Here is an 18538-nt window from a genome sequence, read left to right as displayed (position 1 = left end):
GCCTTCCCCTCTGAACTGTCCGATTTTTCAATTCCATGAAAACAGAAGGGTCTGTTATGGATCATTTTTATATACTTACCGGTGGCCCGGGCTCCGGCAAAACCACTCTGCTCAATGTTCTCAAACAGCGGGGGTACCAACATAGTCAGGAAGGCGGACGACATATCATTCAGGATCAGGTCAAAATCAGCGGCAAGGCTTTGCCATGGCTCGATCCCGCACTTTTCGCGGAAATGATGCTGTCATGGGAAATGCGCTCTCACCTGCTGGCCACACAGACAACATCTGATAAGCCGTATTTCTTTGATCGCGGCATGGCCGATATTGCCGGTTACCTCACGCTTTCCGGCCTGCCTGTACCGGATCATGTGCATCAGGCAGTGAAGCACTTTTACTATAATAAAACCGTTTTCATCGCGCCGCACTGGCCGGAGATTTATCAGGGAGACGAAGAGCGTAAGCAATCACCGCAAGAGGCTGAGCGCACATTTGAGGCCATGCTGGCAGTCTATCAAGATTATGGCTTCACTCTGATGGAGTTGCCTAAGGCAGATGTTGAGACAAGAGCAGATTTTATACTCGCCCACACAGCTTAATTTACGCAATAAAAAAGCCCCTCACTGAGGGGCTTTTTAAATAGTCATGTAATCTGCTTACATGCGGGCAATAATCTCTTCATCACCGGATGCATCGCCTTTCGTGACTGCATCAAAGATGTAAGGGATAATTTCTTCCACAGTATCCAGCATTTTAGGCTGCACGCGATGACCGGTATGGATAAAACCTTCGGTACGCATATGATCGAGCATAGCGATCATCGGCTCCCAGAAATGATTGATATTGGCGAAAACCATCGGCTTTTTATGATGGCCGAGCTGTGCCCAGGTCATCATTTCCACGATTTCCTCAACAGAACCAATACCACCCGGCAGGGTGACAAATGCATCCGAGCGTTCAAACATCAGCTGTTTGCGCTGATGCATATTCTCGGTAATGATCTGCTCATCAAGCATTTCATTCTGCTTGCCGTCAGCTTCTTTATTGAGAAGAAATGTCGGAATGATACCGGTGACTTTACCGCCAGCCTTGTAAGCGCCTTCTGCAACTGCACCCATAATTCCTTTTGTGCCGCCGCCATAAATCAGGCGAAGACCGTTTTCTGCAATGGAGCGGCCAAGAGCCAGTCCTGCTTCCCGGTAAACCGGATTATTGCCGGTTGAAGAACCGCAATAGACACATATTGATCGAATCTTGCTCATGCTTTCTTTTCGCGCGCGGGCTGTTTGCCGTCAAGTTTATGCAGTGAAATCGGCCGCTAATAATCCGTATAAAAAACCAGTTCTTTCACCGCTGTTCCCGAAGTCTTTTTAAAATCATGGCCTTGTACCGAAAACCATGTATGGCTGACATCTTATCGCGCAATATGTGACAAGAATTTTAGCGCCGATATGTGATATTCTTGCTGTAACAATAAAAAAGCGCTAGTTGTTGGCAAATGTGCTGCTTATACATTTGGATTTATAAGCAGACACAGCATGTTATAATATTTTTTTAAGCTTGGTGTTAAAAGGGTCAGCCCCGTATGCAGAATAGTCGTTATGCGCTTGCCGGTTTTGCTGCTGTTGTTATAGCAGGTGGTCTTCTTGCATATTTTAGCATGGCTCCGCAGAAAACGGATCAGCCTCCGCAGGCACCTGTTTCAAAAACAGCAACAGATAACAAGCCTGCTGCGACGACCCAACCTGAAACTCCTGCCCAGACTGACAAGTCTGTTGCGGGTAATACTGCTGCACCGGCGGATACCAAACCAACAGAACCGGAAAAAACAGTACCGGAACAGAGTGTTACAGTTCCGGTTTTTGATGTGCTGCGCCTTGAGGGCAACGGCTCACTGGTCATTGCCGGTAAAGCCGCACCGAATTCTGTGGTTGATGTAATTTCTAAAACCCGTGTGCTAGGCTCTGCCAAGGCCGGTGAGAACGGTGATTTTGCAATTATTCTGGATGAGGCGCTGAAAAGCGGCGATTATCAGCTGGTTCTGCGTGCAACTGCGGAAGATAATTCCGTTGCAACATCGCAGCAGACCGCGATCCTCTCTGTTCCTGCAACACCGGATGGTCAGGTTCTCGCACTTGTTGAAGAGCCTGGTCAGGCCAGCCGCATGATTACAACGCCGCAGGCCAGTAGCGGAAATGCTGCGCATACACCTGAGAATAAAGATGCACCGGCAGCTGCGCATGGCAATGATGCTGCTGTTACCCTGCTGCCGTCGCAGGCCGTACAGGGCGGACTTGCAGAGGGCAATTCTCAGGATGCCGTCAGCATTGCCGTGGAAGCCGTGGAGATTGAAGGCCGCTCGGTATTTGTCGCCGGTCATGCACGCGGTGGCCAGACGGTTAATGTCTCAGCCAATGAGACTTTGCTCGGCACAGCCGTCATCACCCCTGAGGGGCGCTATCTGGTGCAGACCCAGCAGCCGCTTGCTGTTGGTGACTATATTATCCGCGCTGATCTGATGGATAAGGGCGGTAAAATTCTGGCCACAGCGCGTGTGCCTTTCCGTCGTGAAGCCGGTGAGAATATTGCGGCTGTCGCCCCTGCAATCGCCGCGCAAAATGCACCGGATGCCGGACAGACCGCTCAGGAAAGCCAGCCTGCCGGAGAGACACAGGCACAGCCTCTGGAAAAAGCGGAAGGCTCGGTGATTATCCGTAAAGGCGATAATCTCTGGACAATCTCCAAGCGCACTTATGGCAGCGGCACGCGTTACACCACGATTTATCTGGCCAATACTGATCAGATTAAGAACCCTGACCTGATCTGGCCGGGACAGGTTTTCGTCATGCCGAAAACCCCGCTCAGCGAGCAGGATGTGAAGCAGAAACTACCGTAAATCCTGTTTCTCCGGAGCGTGTTTGTCTTCCTCACAACATTGTGCAGGCGTTTTGTTTCTATCACGCCTGCAGCTATGATAAGACGATGAAGAAACTTGCAGCAATTCTGCGGCACTTAGACCGCAATACAGCATGAAGGCGGCAGCAGTGACCGTCTGTGGCGTTAAATAAAAAGATGAAAAAACAAAAAACAGTCTCGGCAGAATCCGGTCAGACCCTGAAAACACTGGCGAAACTCTGGCCATATATGTGGCCGAGTGAGCGTCATGATCTCAAAATGCGGGTCGTCTGGGCGACCTTCTATCTGGTCATCGCCAAATTCGTGCTGATGCTGGTGCCTTATTTTTTCAAATGGGCAACCAATGCGCTGGATGGTTCTTTCAAACCGGAAAGCTGGGTGCCGCAGATTTTTGTCGGCGCTTTGATGCTGGTCGTTGCCTATAATCTGGCACGTATCATTCAGGCCGGTCTGAACCAGCTGCGCGATGCGTTATTTGCCCGCGTCGGCCAATATGCAGTGCGTCAGCTTGCCTATCGTACTTTTGTGCATATGCATAAATTGTCGCTGCGTTTTCATCTTGAGCGCCGCACCGGCGGCCTGTCCCGTGTGATTGAACGTGGCGTCAAAGGCATTGAAACCATTGTGCGCTTCACCATTCTGAGCTCGGTTCCGACCCTTCTGGAATTTGCGCTGACTGCAGCGATTTTCGGTTTTGCTTATGGTGTCAGCTATCTGATCGTGGTTGCGGCAACGGTCTGGCTCTATATGTGGTTCACCGTCAAGGCGAGTGACTGGCGTATTAATATCCGCCGCGAAATGAATGAATCCGATACGGATGCCAATACCAAAGCGATTGACTCACTGCTGAATTTTGAAACGGTCAAATATTTCGGCAATGAGGCCATGGAAGCCGAGCGCTATGACCGCTCGATGGCACGTTATGAAAAAGCAGCAACCCAGACATGGACATCACTTGGCTGGCTGAACTTTGGTCAGGCCGTGATTTTTGGTGTCGGCATGATGATCCTGATGGTGATGTCTGCCCGCGAAGTACAGGCCGGAACCCATACGCTCGGCGATTTTGTCTTCATCAATGCGCTGTTGATGCAGCTGTCATTGCCGCTGAATATGATCGGCTTTATCTATCGTGAAATCCGTCAGGGGCTGACCGATATTGAGCAGATGTTTGATCTTCTTGAAGTTGAAGAAGAGGTTAAAGACAAACCCGATGCACCGGCTCTGGCCGTCTCGCAAGGGGCAATCCGCTTCAACAATGTCAGCTTTGCCTATGATCCGTCCCGTCCGATCCTGCGTAATATCAGCTTTGAAGTACCATCAGGCAAGACCATTGCGATTGTAGGACCGTCCGGTGCAGGTAAATCAACTATCTCCCGCCTGCTTTATCGTTTCTATGATGTGCAGCAGGGTTCGGTGACAATTGACGGGCAGGATATCCGCGAAGTGTCGCAGGTCAGCCTGCGTCATGCGATTGGTATGGTGCCGCAGGATACGGTGCTGTTTAACGATACAATCGCTTACAATATCCGCTATGGCCGCCCGTCGGCGTCAGAGCAGGAAGTAGAACAGGCTGCCAAGCTGGCGCAGATCGACCGCTTCATCCAGCTATTGCCGGAAGGCTATCAGTCAATGGTTGGTGAGCGCGGACTTAAACTCTCCGGTGGCGAGAAGCAGCGCGTGGCGATTGCCCGTACGATTCTGAAAGCCCCGCCGATCCTGATCCTTGACGAAGCAACTTCGGCACTGGACACAGCAACCGAGCAGGATATCCAGCAGTCTTTGGATCTGGTCAGCCGTGACCGCACTACTCTGGTGATTGCGCACCGTCTGTCGACTGTTATCAGTGCCGATGAAATTATCGTGCTCAAAGACGGCCAGATTGCCGAGCGCGGCACCCATCGTGATCTGCTGGTAGAAGGCGGACTTTATGCTTCCATGTGGGATCGTCAGCGTGAAGCTGATGAAGCGGAAGCCCGTCTGCGTCAGGTTCGTGAAAGCGATGAACTTGGCGTTGTTACTCGCGGCGCCCCTGCCGGAGAATGACAGGGCACTGATGATCCTCTATGATGACAGCAGATATTCGCGCTGGCTGTTCATTGTATATGCATGCAGCAATGGCGGTTCCGGTGAGATCAACATCACCTGAACCGTTTTGATTCCGTGTCGATGCGGAATATAAAAAAAATCAAAACCGGTGCTTGCGGTAATGTTCTGTGAGCATTTTGTTATGATAAAGCACGAATATCATGAATTTTGTTGCGCTGATTGCGCTTAATCATTTTAAACGCTGTTACTTTGCGTTATTGAAGCGGAAAATCTGAGGAAAACCGATGAGCCTGTCCGATACCATTCGCAATACTTTTGTTCCTATCCACCGCGAGGGCTACCCCTTTATCGCAGCATTTTTTGTTGTGTCGCTGTTGCTTGGCTGGTTGTGGGAACCTTTGTTCTGGGTAGGGATGGTGCTGACCATCTGGTGCATTTATTTCTATCGTGATCCGCTGCGCATCACGCCGCTGGATGACAAACTCGTCATCAGCTCTGCGGATGGCAAAATTTCTTCCGTTGGCATGTGCGTTCCGCCGGCAGAGCTGGATCTGGGTACAGAGCCGATGCTGCGCATCTGCGTGTTCATGAATGTGTTTTCGGTTCATATCAACCGTGCACCGGTGCGTGGCAAAATCACTGCCGTGATGCACCGTCCGGGTAAATTCCTGAATGCAGAACTGGACAAAGCCAGCACTGAGAATGAGCGCAATTCGGTGCTGATCGACAGCGCCCATGGCACCGTTGCTGTAGTGCAGATTGCCGGTCTTGTAGCCCGCCGTATCGTTTGCTGGTCAAAAGCCGGTGAAGATCTTTCAACCGGCGAGCGCTTTGGTCTGATCCGCTTTGGTTCGCGTAATGATATTTATCTGCCAAAAGGTGCCGTTGCCCGCGTTGCTGTCGGCCAGACGGCTGTGGCAGGTGAAACCGTTCTGGCAGAATTTGATGAAACGCGCACTGCGCCAACCGTGCGGATTGCCTGATGCTTGAAGCACCTTTCCCGCCGCTGGATCCAAATGGCAATACGGAAGGGCGCGGTCCGCGCTTTTCCGAAATTCCGATGCGGATCATCATTCCTAATCTGATTACCGTTCTTGCGATCTGTGCAGGCTTGAGCGGTATCCGTCTTGCCATTGAGCATCGTTTCGAACAGGCCGTGGCTATGGTGCTGCTTGCAGCCTTTCTCGACGGTATTGACGGACGGATTGCGCGGCTCCTGAAAGGGTCTTCCAAATTCGGTGCCCAGATGGATTCTCTGGCCGATATCGTCAATTTCGGCGTGGCTCCGGCACTGGTGCTCTATCTGTTCATGCTGGATCAGGCCGGTTCTTTCGGCTGGATTGCCGCACTGATCTATACGATTGCCTGCTGCCTGCGCTTAGCGCGCTTTAATGTGATGCTGGAAGATCCGAACCAGCCTGCATGGCAGGGCAATTATTTTATCGGCGTTCCGGCACCGGCCGGTGCGATGCTGGTTTTGCTGCCGGTCTATTCCGGCTTCCTCGGCGTGCTGCCAAGCAAGGCTCTGGCCTATGGCACAGCAGGCTTCACAATTGTGATTGCCTTTTTGCTCGTCAGCCGTCTGCCGGTTTATAACGGCAAAACCGCAGGCAGCTTTATCCGTCGTGACTTTGTTATGCCGCTGATCCTCGGCGTGGTGATCTATGCCGGTTTTCTGATGAGCTTTACCTGGCAGACACTGACACTGACAGCTTTGGCCTATCTGGTATTCCTGCCTTTTAGTGCACTGGCATGGAAGCGCCGTTTCGCGGCGGAAGAAAAAAAATCCTCTGAAAATCAGGCGTGAAACTGTTCAGATAATGAAAAATAAAAAGCCCGCTTTTGAGCGGGCTTTTTATTTGTTCTGTTATCTCTGCTTTTATGCTTTGGCAGCGATCTTATCCGCCCGTGCTTCTTTCAGGATTGACCATGTATAGAGGATCAACCCTGCCCAGATCAGCGCAAAGGCATAAAGCTGAATTGTATTAAACGGTTCCTTGAACGCGAAAACTGCGATCAGGAACAGCATGGTCGGTGTAATATACTGCATCAGTCCCAGTGTGGTGTAGCGCAGCAGTTTCGCACCGGTCGCATACATAATCAGCGGTACAGCGGTCACCACACCGGCCAGCATCAGCAGAGAAATATCCGCTGGTGTACCGGTAACGAAATGATCCTGCCCTTGTGTATACAGCCAGATTGCATAGGCACTGGCCGGAATGAACAGGATGATCACTTCCAGCATGAAGCCCTGTGACGGGCCAATCGGCAGAGATTTACGGAAGAAACCATAAAAGCCGAATGACAGCGGCAGAATGATAGATACCCAAGGCAGACCGCCCTGCTCTACTGTCAGCAACACCACCGCAGCAGCAGCAAGGAATACAGCAACCAGCTGTACTCTTGTCAGACGCTCTTTAAGGAAAATCGCGCCAAGCAGCACATTGACCAGCGGGTTGATATAATAACCAAGTGCGGCATCCAGCGCGTGATCATTGAAAATCGCCCAGACATAGACACCCCAGTTCAACGTGATCAGGGAAGCTGTCAGGCAGGCCATAGCCAAGGTGCGCGGATTACGCAATGCGGCACCGACATCCTTGGTACGTCCCATAAAAACCAAAATGACGGCCGCTACAGGCAAAGACCAGATCACCCGATGCGCCAGCACCTCCACAACCGGAATATGGGCGACGGCCTTCATATAAAACGGGAAAAGCCCCCAGAACAAATAGGCCAGCATCGCGAAAATAAAACCGCGTGTCGCCTCCGGCATTGCCGCTTGAGACCGGTCACTCATAGTTATCCATCCTCAGATTTCCGGTCTCGGGCTTTATTCTTACAGCGGGAGCCGTTCATTACAATTGCATCAGTAACAACCGGTACTCCCGTTTTATCGGCTCCGCAAACGGCAAATTTTATTCTGCTGCAATATGTCCCGCAAGTTCGCGGTTTTTCATCAGCTTATAGACGACAGAATCCATCAGTGCCTGAAAGGATGCATCAATAATATTGTCTGACACACCGACTGTGCGCCAGCGCTGGCCGCTGGCATCATGCGACTCGATCAGAACGCGGGTGATCGCTTCCGTACCGCCATTGAGGATACGGACTTTAAAATCCACCAGTTCAAGATCAGCAAGTTCTTCCTGATAACGGCCGAGATCTTTGCGCAAGGCAAGGTCGAGCGCGTTAACCGGACCATGACCTTCTGCCACCGACAAGTGCTCCTCACCATCGATGATGATTTTAACAATCGCTTCCGACACGGTTTTCAGGCAGCCATTGCTGTCATAGCGGCGCTCAACCATACAGCGGAAGGCTTCCACACGGAAAAACTGCGGCACCGCCCCCAATTGCTGACGGGCAAGCAATTCAAAACTCGCATCCGCGCTTTCATATGCATAACCTTCAGCTTCACGTTCTTTGACCAGCGCAATCAGCGTATCGAGATGGCGGTCATCCTTGGCAACCTGAATGCCACGCTTGTTGAGCTCAGCAATAAAGTTGGACTTGCCTCCCTGATCGGACACCATGACACGGCGATGATTGCCCACCATTTCCGGCGGCACATGTTCATAGGTTTTAGGCTCTTTCAGCAAAGCAGAAGCATGAATGCCTGCTTTGGTAGCGAAAGCTGAACTGCCGGTGAAAGCCGCCTGATCGTTCGGTGCGCGGTTGAGAATATCATCGAAAGTACGGGACAGTTTGGTAATACCTGCCAGAGCATCCATGCTGATGCCGACTTCGAAGCGGTCTGCCCAGACAGGTTTAAGCATCAATGTCGGGATCAGCGTGACAAGATTGGCATTGCCGCAACGCTCACCGATACCATTGAGCGTGCCCTGCACCTGCCGCACACCGGCATCAATTGCGGCCAGCGACACGGCAACGGCCTGTTCCGTGTCATTATGCGCATGAATACCCAGACATTCGCCCGGTACAACACTCTTAACAGCACGGACAATGTCACCGACTTCACCCGGCTGCGTACCGCCATTGGTATCGCAAAGCACTACCCAGCGCGCACCGGCACCATAGGCCGCTTTGGCACAGGCCAGCGCATAATCAGGATTGGCTTTAAAACCGTCGAAGAAATGCTCGCAATCGACAATACATTCCTTACCGGCCATGCGCGCCGCAGTGACTGATGAAGTGATCGATTCCAGATTATCTTCCAGAGAGCAGCCGAGTGCCAGATGCACATGGTAGTCCCAGCTTTTGGCAACATAGGTGATCACATCGCTGGAAGCCTGTAACAGCACTGACATGCCCGGATCATTGGAGGTGGAAACACCCGGACGTTTGGTCATACCAAAAGCGGCGAATTTTGCCTTTGCCGTATGTTTGCGCTGAAAAAAGCTCGTATCTGTCGGGTTTGCGCCCGGATAACCGCCCTCAACATAATCCATGCCGAAATCATCCAGCATGGCGGCAATGGCTTTCTTATCCGCAACCGAGAAATCAATGCCCGGTGTCTGCTGACCATCGCGCAGGGTGGTATCATAAATATAGATACGCTCTTTTTTCATTGTTGTTCTTTCCTCCATATCCGTATTTATGCGTGAGATTTATGCATGGCCTTGCGGCCATGTCTCAGTGTCATGATCCGGATGCTGATAAGATACCATAGTACGCACGAATTCCGCGCTTTCAGGATCACGATCTGTCGTATAGGCAGGCAAGGTGCTCAGCTTGTCCAGATAAGGCAGCCTGCCCTCCATGCCCCATTGCACAACCGGCTCAATTTCCTGCGGATTGTCAAAAGCCGCAATGGACAGCGCCAGACCGTCCGGCGCTTCATAGGTCAGCGGTGTGCCGCAATCGGCACAAAAGCCGCGCTGCACATGATTGGATGAGCGGAACAGTTTTCGTGTTCCGCGCGTCCATTCCAATGTCCCCTCTTTAACGGAGACCAAAGGAGCAAAGTAATTTCCGAAGGCTTTCTGGCACATGCGACAATGACAGATGGATGCACTGCCCAGCCGCCCCTTCACACGAAAACGCACAGCACCGCATTGGCAGCCCCCGCTGGCGACCGGATTTTCACTCAGCGTTTCACTTCCCATGTTGTCACCCGTTCTCCCGTAGCCGGATCTTTGCCGTCCTTGAGCTGAATATTCTGTGCCAGCAATGAGTCACGAATACGGTCAGCTTCCGCCCAATTTTTTCCGTTGATGAATGCCAGACGCTCGGAGATCTGTCTTTCAACATCTGCCGTGTCGACATCTGCGGCAGCGCTGAACAGATATTGTGCAGCCTCAGCCAATAATTGCGCATCGTGAAGACCAAGCAGGTTGAGGCCGGAAACCAACGCCTCCACATCACCCTGTTTATAGGCTTTGCGCAATTCTGTGATTGCTGACCAAGTATTCAGGTCATCGCCAATACTATCCGCAAACACTGTTGCCTTATTCGCAGAGGCAGCAACCGGCTGTTCGGAAATCACCTGATACCACTTCGCCAGTTCCTCACCGGATTCGATCAAACGCTGCTGCGTCCAGTTGATCGGCTCACGATAATGGGTCTGCAACATGGAAAGACGTGCAGCCATGCCGGTCCAGCGACGGCGGAAATCCTCTGGCGCATCTGTGCCTGACAATTGCGGCAGTTCCGATTTCAGCACATCATCAATGGTGATGAAATTGCCCAGAGATTTGGACATTTTCTGACCTTCGACCTGCAGAAAACCATTATGCATCCAGATATTGGCCATGCGTTCTGAACCAAAAGCGCAGCATGACTGGGCAATCTCATTCTCATGATGCGGGAATACCAGATCAATACCGCCGGCATGAATGTCGAAAGTATTTTTCAGCGGATCATCGCATTTCAGACCGCCACCAAACGGCTCCAGCAATTTGGCCATCGACATAGCCGAGCACTCAATGTGCCAGCCCGGACGACCGTGAACCGCAATACCTGCCGGAGACGGCCAGCCCGGCTCACCCTCTTTGGATGGTTTCCACAGCACGAAATCCATCTCATCGCGCTTGTAAGAAGCCACATCCACACGTGCACCGGCAATCATCTCATCCAGTGAGCGGCGGGCAAGCGCACCATAACGGGGGCCATGGTCGCCGCTCATGGTTTTAACTGCAAACAGCACATGATCGTCAGCCACATAGGCATGACCGCGCTCAATCAGACGTTCGATCAGCTGGCGCATTTCTTCCAGATGTTCGGTTGCACGCGGCTGGCTGGATGGTTCGAGATTGCCAAGCGCCGTTACATCGCTCTGGAACTGCGCATTGGTGCTTTCCGTGACTTTGCGAATAGCTTCATTCAGCGGTAAATCAGGATAATCGCGCACGGCACGCGCATTAATCTTGTCGTCCACATCAGTGAGGTTACGCGCATAAGTCACTTGGCTCTCACCATAGACATGGCGCAGCAGACGGAACAGCACGTCAAATACAATCACCGGACGCGCATTGCCGATATGGGCAAAATCATAAACTGTCGGGCCGCAGACATACATGCGCACATGATCAGGATTGATCGGAACAAAGTCCTCTTTCCTGCGGGTCAGCGTATTATACAAACGCAATTCAGTGGCAGACATCTGACTTCCCTTTAACATACGGTTCTAAAGCACAAACAAGACTTGCGCAGCCTGCTGGCCGGTGCATTTGTCTGCTTCAAAAGGAAAAGGAAGACGAAAACATCCGAGCCAGCAATCTGCTAGCGAATAATGACCGCAATAATACAAATGGTGTTTGCGAATGGTGTTTTCATGACAGCACTTATCTCTCTGATCCTGTGCCGCGTCAAGAGACAGCTCAGAGATTTTTATGACCGGCGGCAATCATGACACGCGGCATTACCGCCGTGACATTACCCAGATTTGCGCCCGAATTTGCACATTTCCAGCCATGCTTCAGTCCCATTTTTCACGATAATGGGAGCTGTGAGTTAGGGAAGGAAACATTATGAAAAAGATCTTCAGCGCATCTAAAAAAGATCAGCTTACCGAGCAGTATCGTGCAATCGGCCCTGCATTTTTGGCGGCAGCTCTGCGTTCGGCACCGCGCAGCCACCGTGACGAGAAGCGGCTGCACGTCTCTTATCTGCCGTCAGATAAAGCCTTACGGCCCCAACAGGCGGCTAAGTAGGCTGAACGCAATCGCCCACATAATGATGCCGATAATGCAGTCGAGAATACGCCATGCCGAAGGTTTGGCAAAAAACGGCTGCAGCAATCGTGCACCATAGCCGAGCGAGAAAAACCAGACAAAAGAGGCTGTTATCGCACCCAGCCCATAGGCCAGACGCGCCTGCCCTTCAAAACGCGCAGAGAGGCTGCCGACCAGCACAACCGTATCAAGATAGACATGCGGATTGAGGAAGGTCAGCGCCAGACAAGTCCCGACAGCAGCCTTCAGGCTGACCGCGCCGCCATTGCCGGCACGCAACCCGTCAGGATGCATCGCACGGCGAAAAGCAGACAGACCATACCAGAACAGAAAAGCAGCGCCGCCGACAGTCACCACTGTAATCAATGAAGGGGACTTTGCGATCAGCGTGCCCAGCCCTGCAACGCCTGCTGCAATCAGCAAGGCATCAGACAGAGCGCAGATCAGACAGAGAATAAACACATGCTGGCGCAGCAGTCCCTGTCTCAGAATATAGGCATTTTGCGCACCAATGGCGACAATCAAGGATAGTCCGAGCAGAAAGCCCGAAATTGCTGCTGTTCCCACGATAGACTCGTTCTTGTTAAATTGACGCGCATCTTATCCGATCGAAGCGGGATTAGAAATCAGTCCGGTGGACTGATTTCCCGTGTAGGCGGCAACCACTTTTCGGGATGCAAACTTTACATCAACGCGCATCCCACCCGAAAACCGGCAACCACTTTTCGGGATGCGCTGTCAGTTATGTTTTTGAAAGAATTAATTAAAACATACTGAACTGGTCGTCATTGTCATCTGTTTTCTTTTTGACAGCAGGCTTTTTAGGTTTAGCCGGTTTTTTGACGACTGGTTCCTGAGAAACTGTCCGTTCTTCCACCACCTCATGCACATCTGTGCCAAAATAACGGGCATTATTGATCTTATCCGAGACGGGAATCGCCTCAAAAAAATCATCCTGCACCGGTTTGAGCAAATGCTTCACATCCTTGGCACGGTTGCGCTTGCAATCCAGCCACTCCTGATAGTCCTCAGGATGGATCACCAACGGCAGACGGTCATGAATATGTGATAGCGCATGATTGGTGGCCATCGTCAGAATGGCTGCCGTATCCATCTGTGAACCGTCACCGCTTACCCATGTTTCCATCAACGCACCAAAAGCAATGGTTCCGCCATGACGCGGGCGTATCCAATAGGCCTGTTTTCTGCCATCCCCAAGCTTGCGCCATTCATAAAAACCGCTCACCGGCAGCAAGCTACGCCGGTGCTCTATCGCTGTGCGGAAAGACGGCTTTTCATGCGCTGTCTCAGAGCGGGCATTGATCATCAGCGGAAAGTTCAGCGGGTCTTTTGTCCATGACGGCACAAAGCCCCAACGCACCAGCATTGCAATACGATCCGGCCGGTTGCTGCCGGGTGCCGGTGTTTCACCATTCATCACAATCATGATCGGTTGGGTCGGTGAAATATTATAGCGCGGCGGAAAGGCTTCATCGACAATCACGCCGAACTGCGCCTCCACCTCATCAATTGTTGCCAGTAATGCAAAACGTCCACACATAATGTTTGGTGTTGCGAGTTTTACCGTAAAGGTCAAGGTACCTGATAAACAAAGCTTGCAAATCTGCGGGCAGGTTTTTACCACTCATTCTATGATACAGGACATTTCCCCTCACCCGCTCATCGCCCATGGTGCCTCCATCATCTGCCGTAAGGAGAACCGCTTCCTGCTGGTGAAACGCGGCAAGGAGCCACTCAAAGGTTCACTCGCTTTTCCGGGTGGCGGGGTTGAAGCAGGAGAAAATGCCGAACAGGCCGCACGGCGCGAACTCACAGAAGAAACCGGCTTGCACTGCAACCGCCTGCGGCTGGTCGATACAATTGATCTGTCTCAGGAAGGGCTGTACGGCAGGGTCTATAATCTTTGTATTTTCCGCGCTTATGACCTCAGCGGACAGGAACAGGCTGGCGATGATGCTGTTTCGCTGCACTGGCTGACAGTTGAAGATATGGTGCAGCATATTGTAACCGTCAGCACTTTGGTTTTTGCGCGCCGTATTCTGCAGGAAGAAGGCTGAACGCCTTGAAACAGCCTGATTACTGCACAATTTATAGTGAAGGCGCGGAGTATGTGTATGACCAGATTTCTTGTTAGCTTCCTGTTGGTTACAGGATTTTCTGCATCCGGTATTTCCGCACAGGCACAAACACAGGAAACCAGCGGCCCGCCCTATGAAAGCCAGATGATCCAGCTGGCAGGCACCCTCGGCTCCCTCCACTATTTGAGCAATCTTTGCGGCGACAAAACCAGTCTCTGGCGTGATCAGATGAATGAATTGCTCACAGCTGAAAAAGCGGATGAAACGCGACGTAAAAATCTGGTTTCAGCCTTTAACAACAACTATCGCAGCTATGCTGACAATTACAGCCAATGTACCGATCAGGCACTGAAAGCAATCGACCGGTTTAAATTGCAGGGTGAAAAGCTCTCTGAAGGACTGGTTGCCCATTACGGCAATTAACCAAAACTTCATTCATTGCAATAAAGGCGAAATCTGCCATTCACAAACCATCGCAATCTGTTAACAAGAGATTAAATTATTGATGGTGATGCGTCGGCTGATAGTGTAAGAAACGGTCTTCAGATAGTCGTTTCTGCTCTGAATGGCTCTATGACAGCACTTTCTTTAGCTAAGTCCTGTCCGTCTTCTGCGATGCAGTGTCCAACGGCATAAAGCCAAGGTGATATTTTAATGAATCATGCTCCGACAGACCTCGATGAATTGATTGCCCATGAGAAAAAACAGGCGGCGATCGAATATCAGCATGAAGCCTGGGCTGACGGGATTTCAGAAGGCATTGAACCGGAAATTCTCGCAGAGGCTGCTTTTGCCAATGCATTGACCGAGCTTCTGCGCAGCACGGGCGAAGATGCGGCGCTTGGCCTGCTCGATAAATTGCGTGAGCAGATCATTGCCGGTGAGTTTTTGCCCAACCGTATTTTGCAGTAATTTTGCAGTAATCTTCCGGGCACAGTCGGCATCCGTCATAATTTGTGCTATTGGATGCCGTAAACATTTATTTTGAATATATATTTCTCTTCCGGAGTTTCTGATGTTGCTTTCATCCCGCCACTGGCCGAGCAAACTCAGCTCAGACAAGTTTCTGAGCACGTCTTTCCTCTCCGGTCTGGCTCTGGCCATGATTGCCGCATCTGTCTCAGTACCGGCCTCCGCCGGAACTTTGAGCGGGAAACCACAAATTCTAGCGTTGAGCGAAACACCTGCCGGTGAAGACGGCGAAGAGGTCAATCCGGCGCAGGTGCCTTTACCGGGGCCATTGCGTCAGGTGCCTACTGAAACCTACAGAGCGCCTGAATCCGGCGCAGCCTCCGAAAACGGCAGTCCGGAGCGCGATATTACCCGTCCGCATGTTTCACCGGAAGGTAAGATTCCGGAAGTCTCCTATGACTATTCAAAGCTTCCGCAGGCTGTGCAGGACACCCGCAAGAAAATTCTCGATATTGCGAAAGCCGGAAAGATTGACGCGCTGAAACCATTGCTCGGTGACGGCGGCGAAACCAGCCCGATGCTTTCACTCGGTGAATATGACGGCACACCGCTGGAATTTCTCAAAAGCCTTTCCGGCGACAGTAATGGTCAGGAATTGCTTGCCATTCTCGTAGATCTGCTCGAGTCCGGCTATGCGCATCTCGATGCCGGTACACCGAATGAAGTTTATGTCTGGCCGTATTTCTTCGCCTACCCGCTGGACAAGCTGGACGACCGGCAGATGGTTGAGCTGTATCAGATTGTAACTGCCGGTGATTTTGAAGAAATGAAGGGCGTCGGCGCCTATATTTTCTATCGCCTCGGCATTACGCCGGATGGCTCATGGAAGTTTTTTGTAGCCGGCGACTGACGATCGTTTTTCCCTGTCTGTCAAAGCGCTGCTGAAAACGCTCTGTTGCCCATGCACACAGAGCAAAAACAGCCATACCTGCCGGTATATCAACAAGATGGTGTCCGCCATGAACCAAGACGGCTGGTAGCACTGTCAAATTCAAAAGCAGGAAAAACGGAAACAGCCACTTGACTGAACGGGAATACCACATGCCCGCCAGCGCCATAACCGTATGAAAAGACGGAAATGAAATCAGTCCACGTGCATCATTCGGCATAATCATTGCTGTACCATTATACAGAAGATCAGTTAGTTCCTTGCCATATGCAGTCCCTACAATCTGCTGAGATTTTGAAATCACACTTTCAGGCAACGGAAATAACGCACTCGGCCCGATCGAGGGAAAAAGTATCCAGAACAGTACGGTAACAGCTCCACTCAGCGTCAGGGTCAAAATCATACCGTGCAAGGCATAAATACGCCCGCTGAAACCAAGTAAAATTATCAGGATAACGATCTGATAGAGATTAGACAAATAAGCATAGCCTAGAATATCATTAACCAAAGGATAGCTGACACTCCATGTCACAGCGTCCACCCAGTTATAGCCAAGGCTGGCATCCAGTGAGACAAGCCAAAGATCAAGTGTCGGGCGTAAATTGGGTAAGAACAAATAATTCAGCAGTGCCATTGCCGAAGTAAAAATCATAAACAAGCCAGTGCTCATCGTAACAGTGGCAATGCGCTCGCTACGCCCGCGCCAGCGGTATATGAAACTCAATCCGAACATCAATGCAGCAAAGATAAGCTGTCCGCTATAAGCGAAGTAAAATACTTTCTGCCCTGAACTCAGAAGCAGAACGGCATCTGCAAGCAGCGTAATAAGAATGATCCCCAGCAGAGCCAACTCTACAGGACGAAAATAATGATGCAGGACAGACGATTGTGTTTTCATACTGCATCAATACACACAAACTCATTGATCAGTCGTAAATCTAAAGAAGCGCACTCTAAAATGCACAAGACCGCATTATCGGATAATGCGGTCTCTTATAATTTTCTGTAAAGCGAGCTTTTTTAATTTCTCGGAAGTGCCTCAACAAATTCCACCGGCTCACCGAGTGCAGGATTAACGATCTCGCCTTCCCACATCACTTTATGACCACGCACGATAGTACCAACAGGCCAGCCGGTGACTGTCTTGCCATGATATGGTGTCCAGCCCGCTTTCGAACCAGCCTGTTCATGTGTGATCGTCACACTGCGTTTCATATCAACAATTGTCAGATCCGCATCGTAACCGACTGCAATACGCCCTTTACGGGACATGCCGAAAATGCGGTTCGGACCATGTGATGACAAATCAACAAAGCGCTCCAGCGACAAACGACCTGCATTAACGTGATCGAGCATGATCGGCACCAGCGTCTGCACACCGGTCATGCCGGATGGTGATGCCGGATAAGGCTTCTGCTTTTCTTCCAGAGTATGTGGTGCATGGTCAGAACCCAGCACATCCACAACACCCTGCCCGATACCATGCCAGATACCATCGCGGTGACGTGCATCGCGCACCGGCGGGTTCATCTGAATGAGATTGCCGAGTGTTTTATAATCTTCCGAAGACAGCGTCAGGTGATGCGGTGTCGCCTCACAGGTCGCCACATCTTTATAGTCTTTCAGGAATTCAATTTCTTCCGCAGTCGAAATATGCAGTACATGAATGCGCGCGCCGGTTTCGCGGGCAATGCGCACCAAACGCTGGGTGCAGGTCAGTGCTGCAATCTCATCGCGCCAGACCGGATGGCTGGACGGATCGTTTTCAACACGCAGACTTTCGCGCTCGCGCAGGCGGAATTCATCTTCCGAGTGGAAAGCCGCGCGGCGGCGTGTATTGCGCAGAATGGATGCAACGCCTTCATCATCCTCCACCAGCAGATCGCCGGTTGAAGAGCCCATAAACACTTTGATACCCGCAGCGCCCGGCAGGCGCTCCAACTCAGGCACATCTTTGGCATTGTCGCGTGTACCACCAACCCAGAAAGCGAAGTCGCAATGCATGCGATGCGTGCCGCGCTTGACTTTATCGGCCAGCGCTTCCGGTGAAGTTGTCAGCGGCTTGGTATTCGGCATTTCGAAAACAGAGGTCACGCCGCCAAGTACAGCTGCAAGCGAACCGGTCTGCAAATCTTCTTTATGCTCCAGACCTGGCTCACGAAAATGCACCTGGCTATCCACAACACCCGGCAGAATATGAAGGCCGGTGCAGTTGACAACCTCGCCTGCGGCATTCTCTGACAGGGAACCGATAGCGGTAATGCGACCGTTTTTAACGCCGATATCACGAACGGCACTGCCGTCATGATTGACTACCGTTGCGCCTTTGAAAATCGTATCGAATGTTGTGGTCATTCGCGGCTCTCCTGTCTTGCGATAACTCGCTGTTCCTGACTTGCGATTACTCGCAATGCGGCTTACGTAACAAAGCGATGAATATCAAGATAATTGCATCTGCACTGCTTTATAAACCGGAAAGTTGA

General features: G+C 51.3%; 19 protein-coding genes. 10 read left to right on the top strand and 9 right to left on the bottom strand.

The annotated features are described in order from the left end of the window. Positions 1-56: 56 nt before the first annotated feature. On the top strand, positions 57-596 hold the full coding sequence (locus KHQ09_RS06815) for an AAA family ATPase (protein WP_238481579.1): 540 nt from the start codon (positions 57-59) through the stop codon (positions 594-596). 57 nt (positions 597-653) lie between these two features. On the opposite strand, the gene KHQ09_RS06810 is transcribed toward KHQ09_RS06815, so the two are convergent. Beyond that, positions 654-1259 (bottom strand): LOG family protein, encoded by a 606-nt coding sequence (locus tag KHQ09_RS06810; RefSeq protein WP_213597253.1) that lies wholly within the window; start codon positions 1257-1259, stop codon positions 654-656. 323 nt (positions 1260-1582) lie between these two features. On the opposite strand from KHQ09_RS06810, the gene KHQ09_RS06805 reads away from it, so the two are divergent. From KHQ09_RS06805 to pssA, 4 genes are all read left to right on the top strand, one after another. Continuing rightward, complete coding sequence (locus KHQ09_RS06805) at positions 1583-2893, top strand: Ig-like domain-containing protein (protein ID WP_213597251.1); 1311 nt, start codon at positions 1583-1585, stop codon at positions 2891-2893. 176 nt (positions 2894-3069) lie between these two features. Beyond that, positions 3070-4956, top strand: coding sequence for an ABCB family ABC transporter ATP-binding protein/permease (locus tag KHQ09_RS06800; protein ID WP_213597249.1), 1887 nt, complete (start codon positions 3070-3072; stop codon positions 4954-4956). A gap of 287 nt (positions 4957-5243) precedes the next feature. Beyond that, entirely contained in the window at positions 5244-5942 is a 699-nt protein-coding gene (locus tag KHQ09_RS06795; RefSeq protein WP_075654616.1) for a phosphatidylserine decarboxylase, read from the top strand. Beyond that, positions 5942-6766: a CDP-diacylglycerol--serine O-phosphatidyltransferase gene (pssA, locus tag KHQ09_RS06790; RefSeq protein WP_022712203.1), complete on the top strand. Its 825-nt coding sequence runs from the start codon at positions 5942-5944 to the stop codon at positions 6764-6766. Before KHQ09_RS06795 ends, pssA begins: the two co-directional genes overlap by 1 nt. A gap of 72 nt (positions 6767-6838) precedes the next feature. Here the strand turns inward: pssA and rarD are convergent, their stop codons facing one another. From rarD to cysS, 4 genes are all read right to left on the bottom strand, one after another. After that, positions 6839-7759, bottom strand: a complete 921-nt coding sequence (gene rarD / locus KHQ09_RS06785) for an EamA family transporter RarD (protein WP_213597247.1) — start codon at positions 7757-7759, stop codon at positions 6839-6841. A gap of 118 nt (positions 7760-7877) precedes the next feature. Next, positions 7878-9491, bottom strand: a complete 1614-nt coding sequence (cimA, locus tag KHQ09_RS06780; protein WP_213630821.1) for a citramalate synthase — start codon at positions 9489-9491, stop codon at positions 7878-7880. A 39-nt stretch (positions 9492-9530) separates the two neighbouring features. Next, positions 9531-10028 carry a GFA family protein gene (locus KHQ09_RS06775; RefSeq protein ID WP_213597243.1) on the bottom strand — a complete coding sequence of 166 codons (498 nt, stop codon included), beginning with the start codon at positions 10026-10028 and terminating at the stop codon, positions 9531-9533. After that, positions 10010-11524, bottom strand: coding sequence for a cysteine--tRNA ligase (gene cysS / locus KHQ09_RS06770; protein WP_213597241.1), 1515 nt, complete (start codon positions 11522-11524; stop codon positions 10010-10012). The genes KHQ09_RS06775 and cysS overlap by 19 nt, the downstream gene beginning before the upstream one ends. 367 nt (positions 11525-11891) lie before the next feature. Between cysS and KHQ09_RS06765 the strand changes: the two genes are divergently transcribed. Further along, the gene (locus KHQ09_RS06765) at positions 11892-12074 is read left to right on the top strand and encodes a hypothetical protein (RefSeq protein WP_116089219.1); all 183 of its coding nucleotides are present in this window, start codon (positions 11892-11894) and stop codon (positions 12072-12074) included. Here the strand turns inward: KHQ09_RS06765 and KHQ09_RS06760 are convergent. Next, positions 12048-12662, bottom strand: a complete 615-nt coding sequence (locus KHQ09_RS06760; RefSeq protein ID WP_213597239.1) for a LysE/ArgO family amino acid transporter — start codon at positions 12660-12662, stop codon at positions 12048-12050. The two genes, KHQ09_RS06765 and KHQ09_RS06760, sit on opposite strands and share 27 nt — an antisense overlap. 196 nt (positions 12663-12858) lie before the next feature. Next, on the bottom strand, positions 12859-13656 hold the full coding sequence (locus KHQ09_RS06755) for an SOS response-associated peptidase (RefSeq protein WP_213599851.1): 798 nt from the start codon (positions 13654-13656) through the stop codon (positions 12859-12861). Positions 13657-13747: 91 nt separating this feature from the next. Here KHQ09_RS06755 and KHQ09_RS06750 point away from each other — a divergent pair, with 91 nt between their 5' ends. The 4 genes from KHQ09_RS06750 to KHQ09_RS06735 all read left to right on the top strand — a co-directional run bounded on the left by KHQ09_RS06750 (position 13748) and on the right by KHQ09_RS06735 (position 16016). Continuing rightward, entirely contained in the window at positions 13748-14173 is a 426-nt protein-coding gene (locus KHQ09_RS06750; protein ID WP_213597237.1) for an NUDIX hydrolase, read from the top strand. A 57-nt stretch (positions 14174-14230) separates the two neighbouring features. Further along, complete coding sequence (locus tag KHQ09_RS06745) at positions 14231-14617, top strand: TIGR02301 family protein (protein ID WP_116089314.1); 387 nt, start codon at positions 14231-14233, stop codon at positions 14615-14617. 231 nt (positions 14618-14848) lie between these two features. Beyond that, entirely contained in the window at positions 14849-15106 is a 258-nt protein-coding gene (locus KHQ09_RS06740; protein WP_022712213.1) for a hypothetical protein, read from the top strand. Positions 15107-15209: 103 nt separating this feature from the next. Next, positions 15210-16016 carry a hypothetical protein gene (locus KHQ09_RS06735; RefSeq protein WP_238481578.1) on the top strand — a complete coding sequence of 269 codons (807 nt, stop codon included), beginning with the start codon at positions 15210-15212 and terminating at the stop codon, positions 16014-16016. Here the strand turns inward: KHQ09_RS06735 and KHQ09_RS06730 are convergent. Both KHQ09_RS06730 and KHQ09_RS06725 read right to left on the bottom strand, forming a co-directional pair. Continuing rightward, on the bottom strand, positions 15973-16953 hold the full coding sequence (locus tag KHQ09_RS06730; RefSeq protein WP_213597235.1) for a phosphatase PAP2 family protein: 981 nt from the start codon (positions 16951-16953) through the stop codon (positions 15973-15975). The genes KHQ09_RS06735 and KHQ09_RS06730 overlap by 44 nt on opposite strands. Before the next feature lie 122 nt (positions 16954-17075). Beyond that, positions 17076-18410, bottom strand: a complete 1335-nt coding sequence (locus tag KHQ09_RS06725) for a dihydroorotase (protein ID WP_213597233.1) — start codon at positions 18408-18410, stop codon at positions 17076-17078. Between the last annotated feature and the right edge of the window lie 128 nt (positions 18411-18538).

This window comes from Pseudochrobactrum algeriensis, assembly GCF_018436245.1.
Taxonomy (GTDB): domain Bacteria; phylum Pseudomonadota; class Alphaproteobacteria; order Rhizobiales; family Rhizobiaceae; genus Pseudochrobactrum; species Pseudochrobactrum saccharolyticum.
Note: the sequence above shows the minus strand (reverse complement) of the source record. Positions and strands in the feature narration are given on the sequence as shown.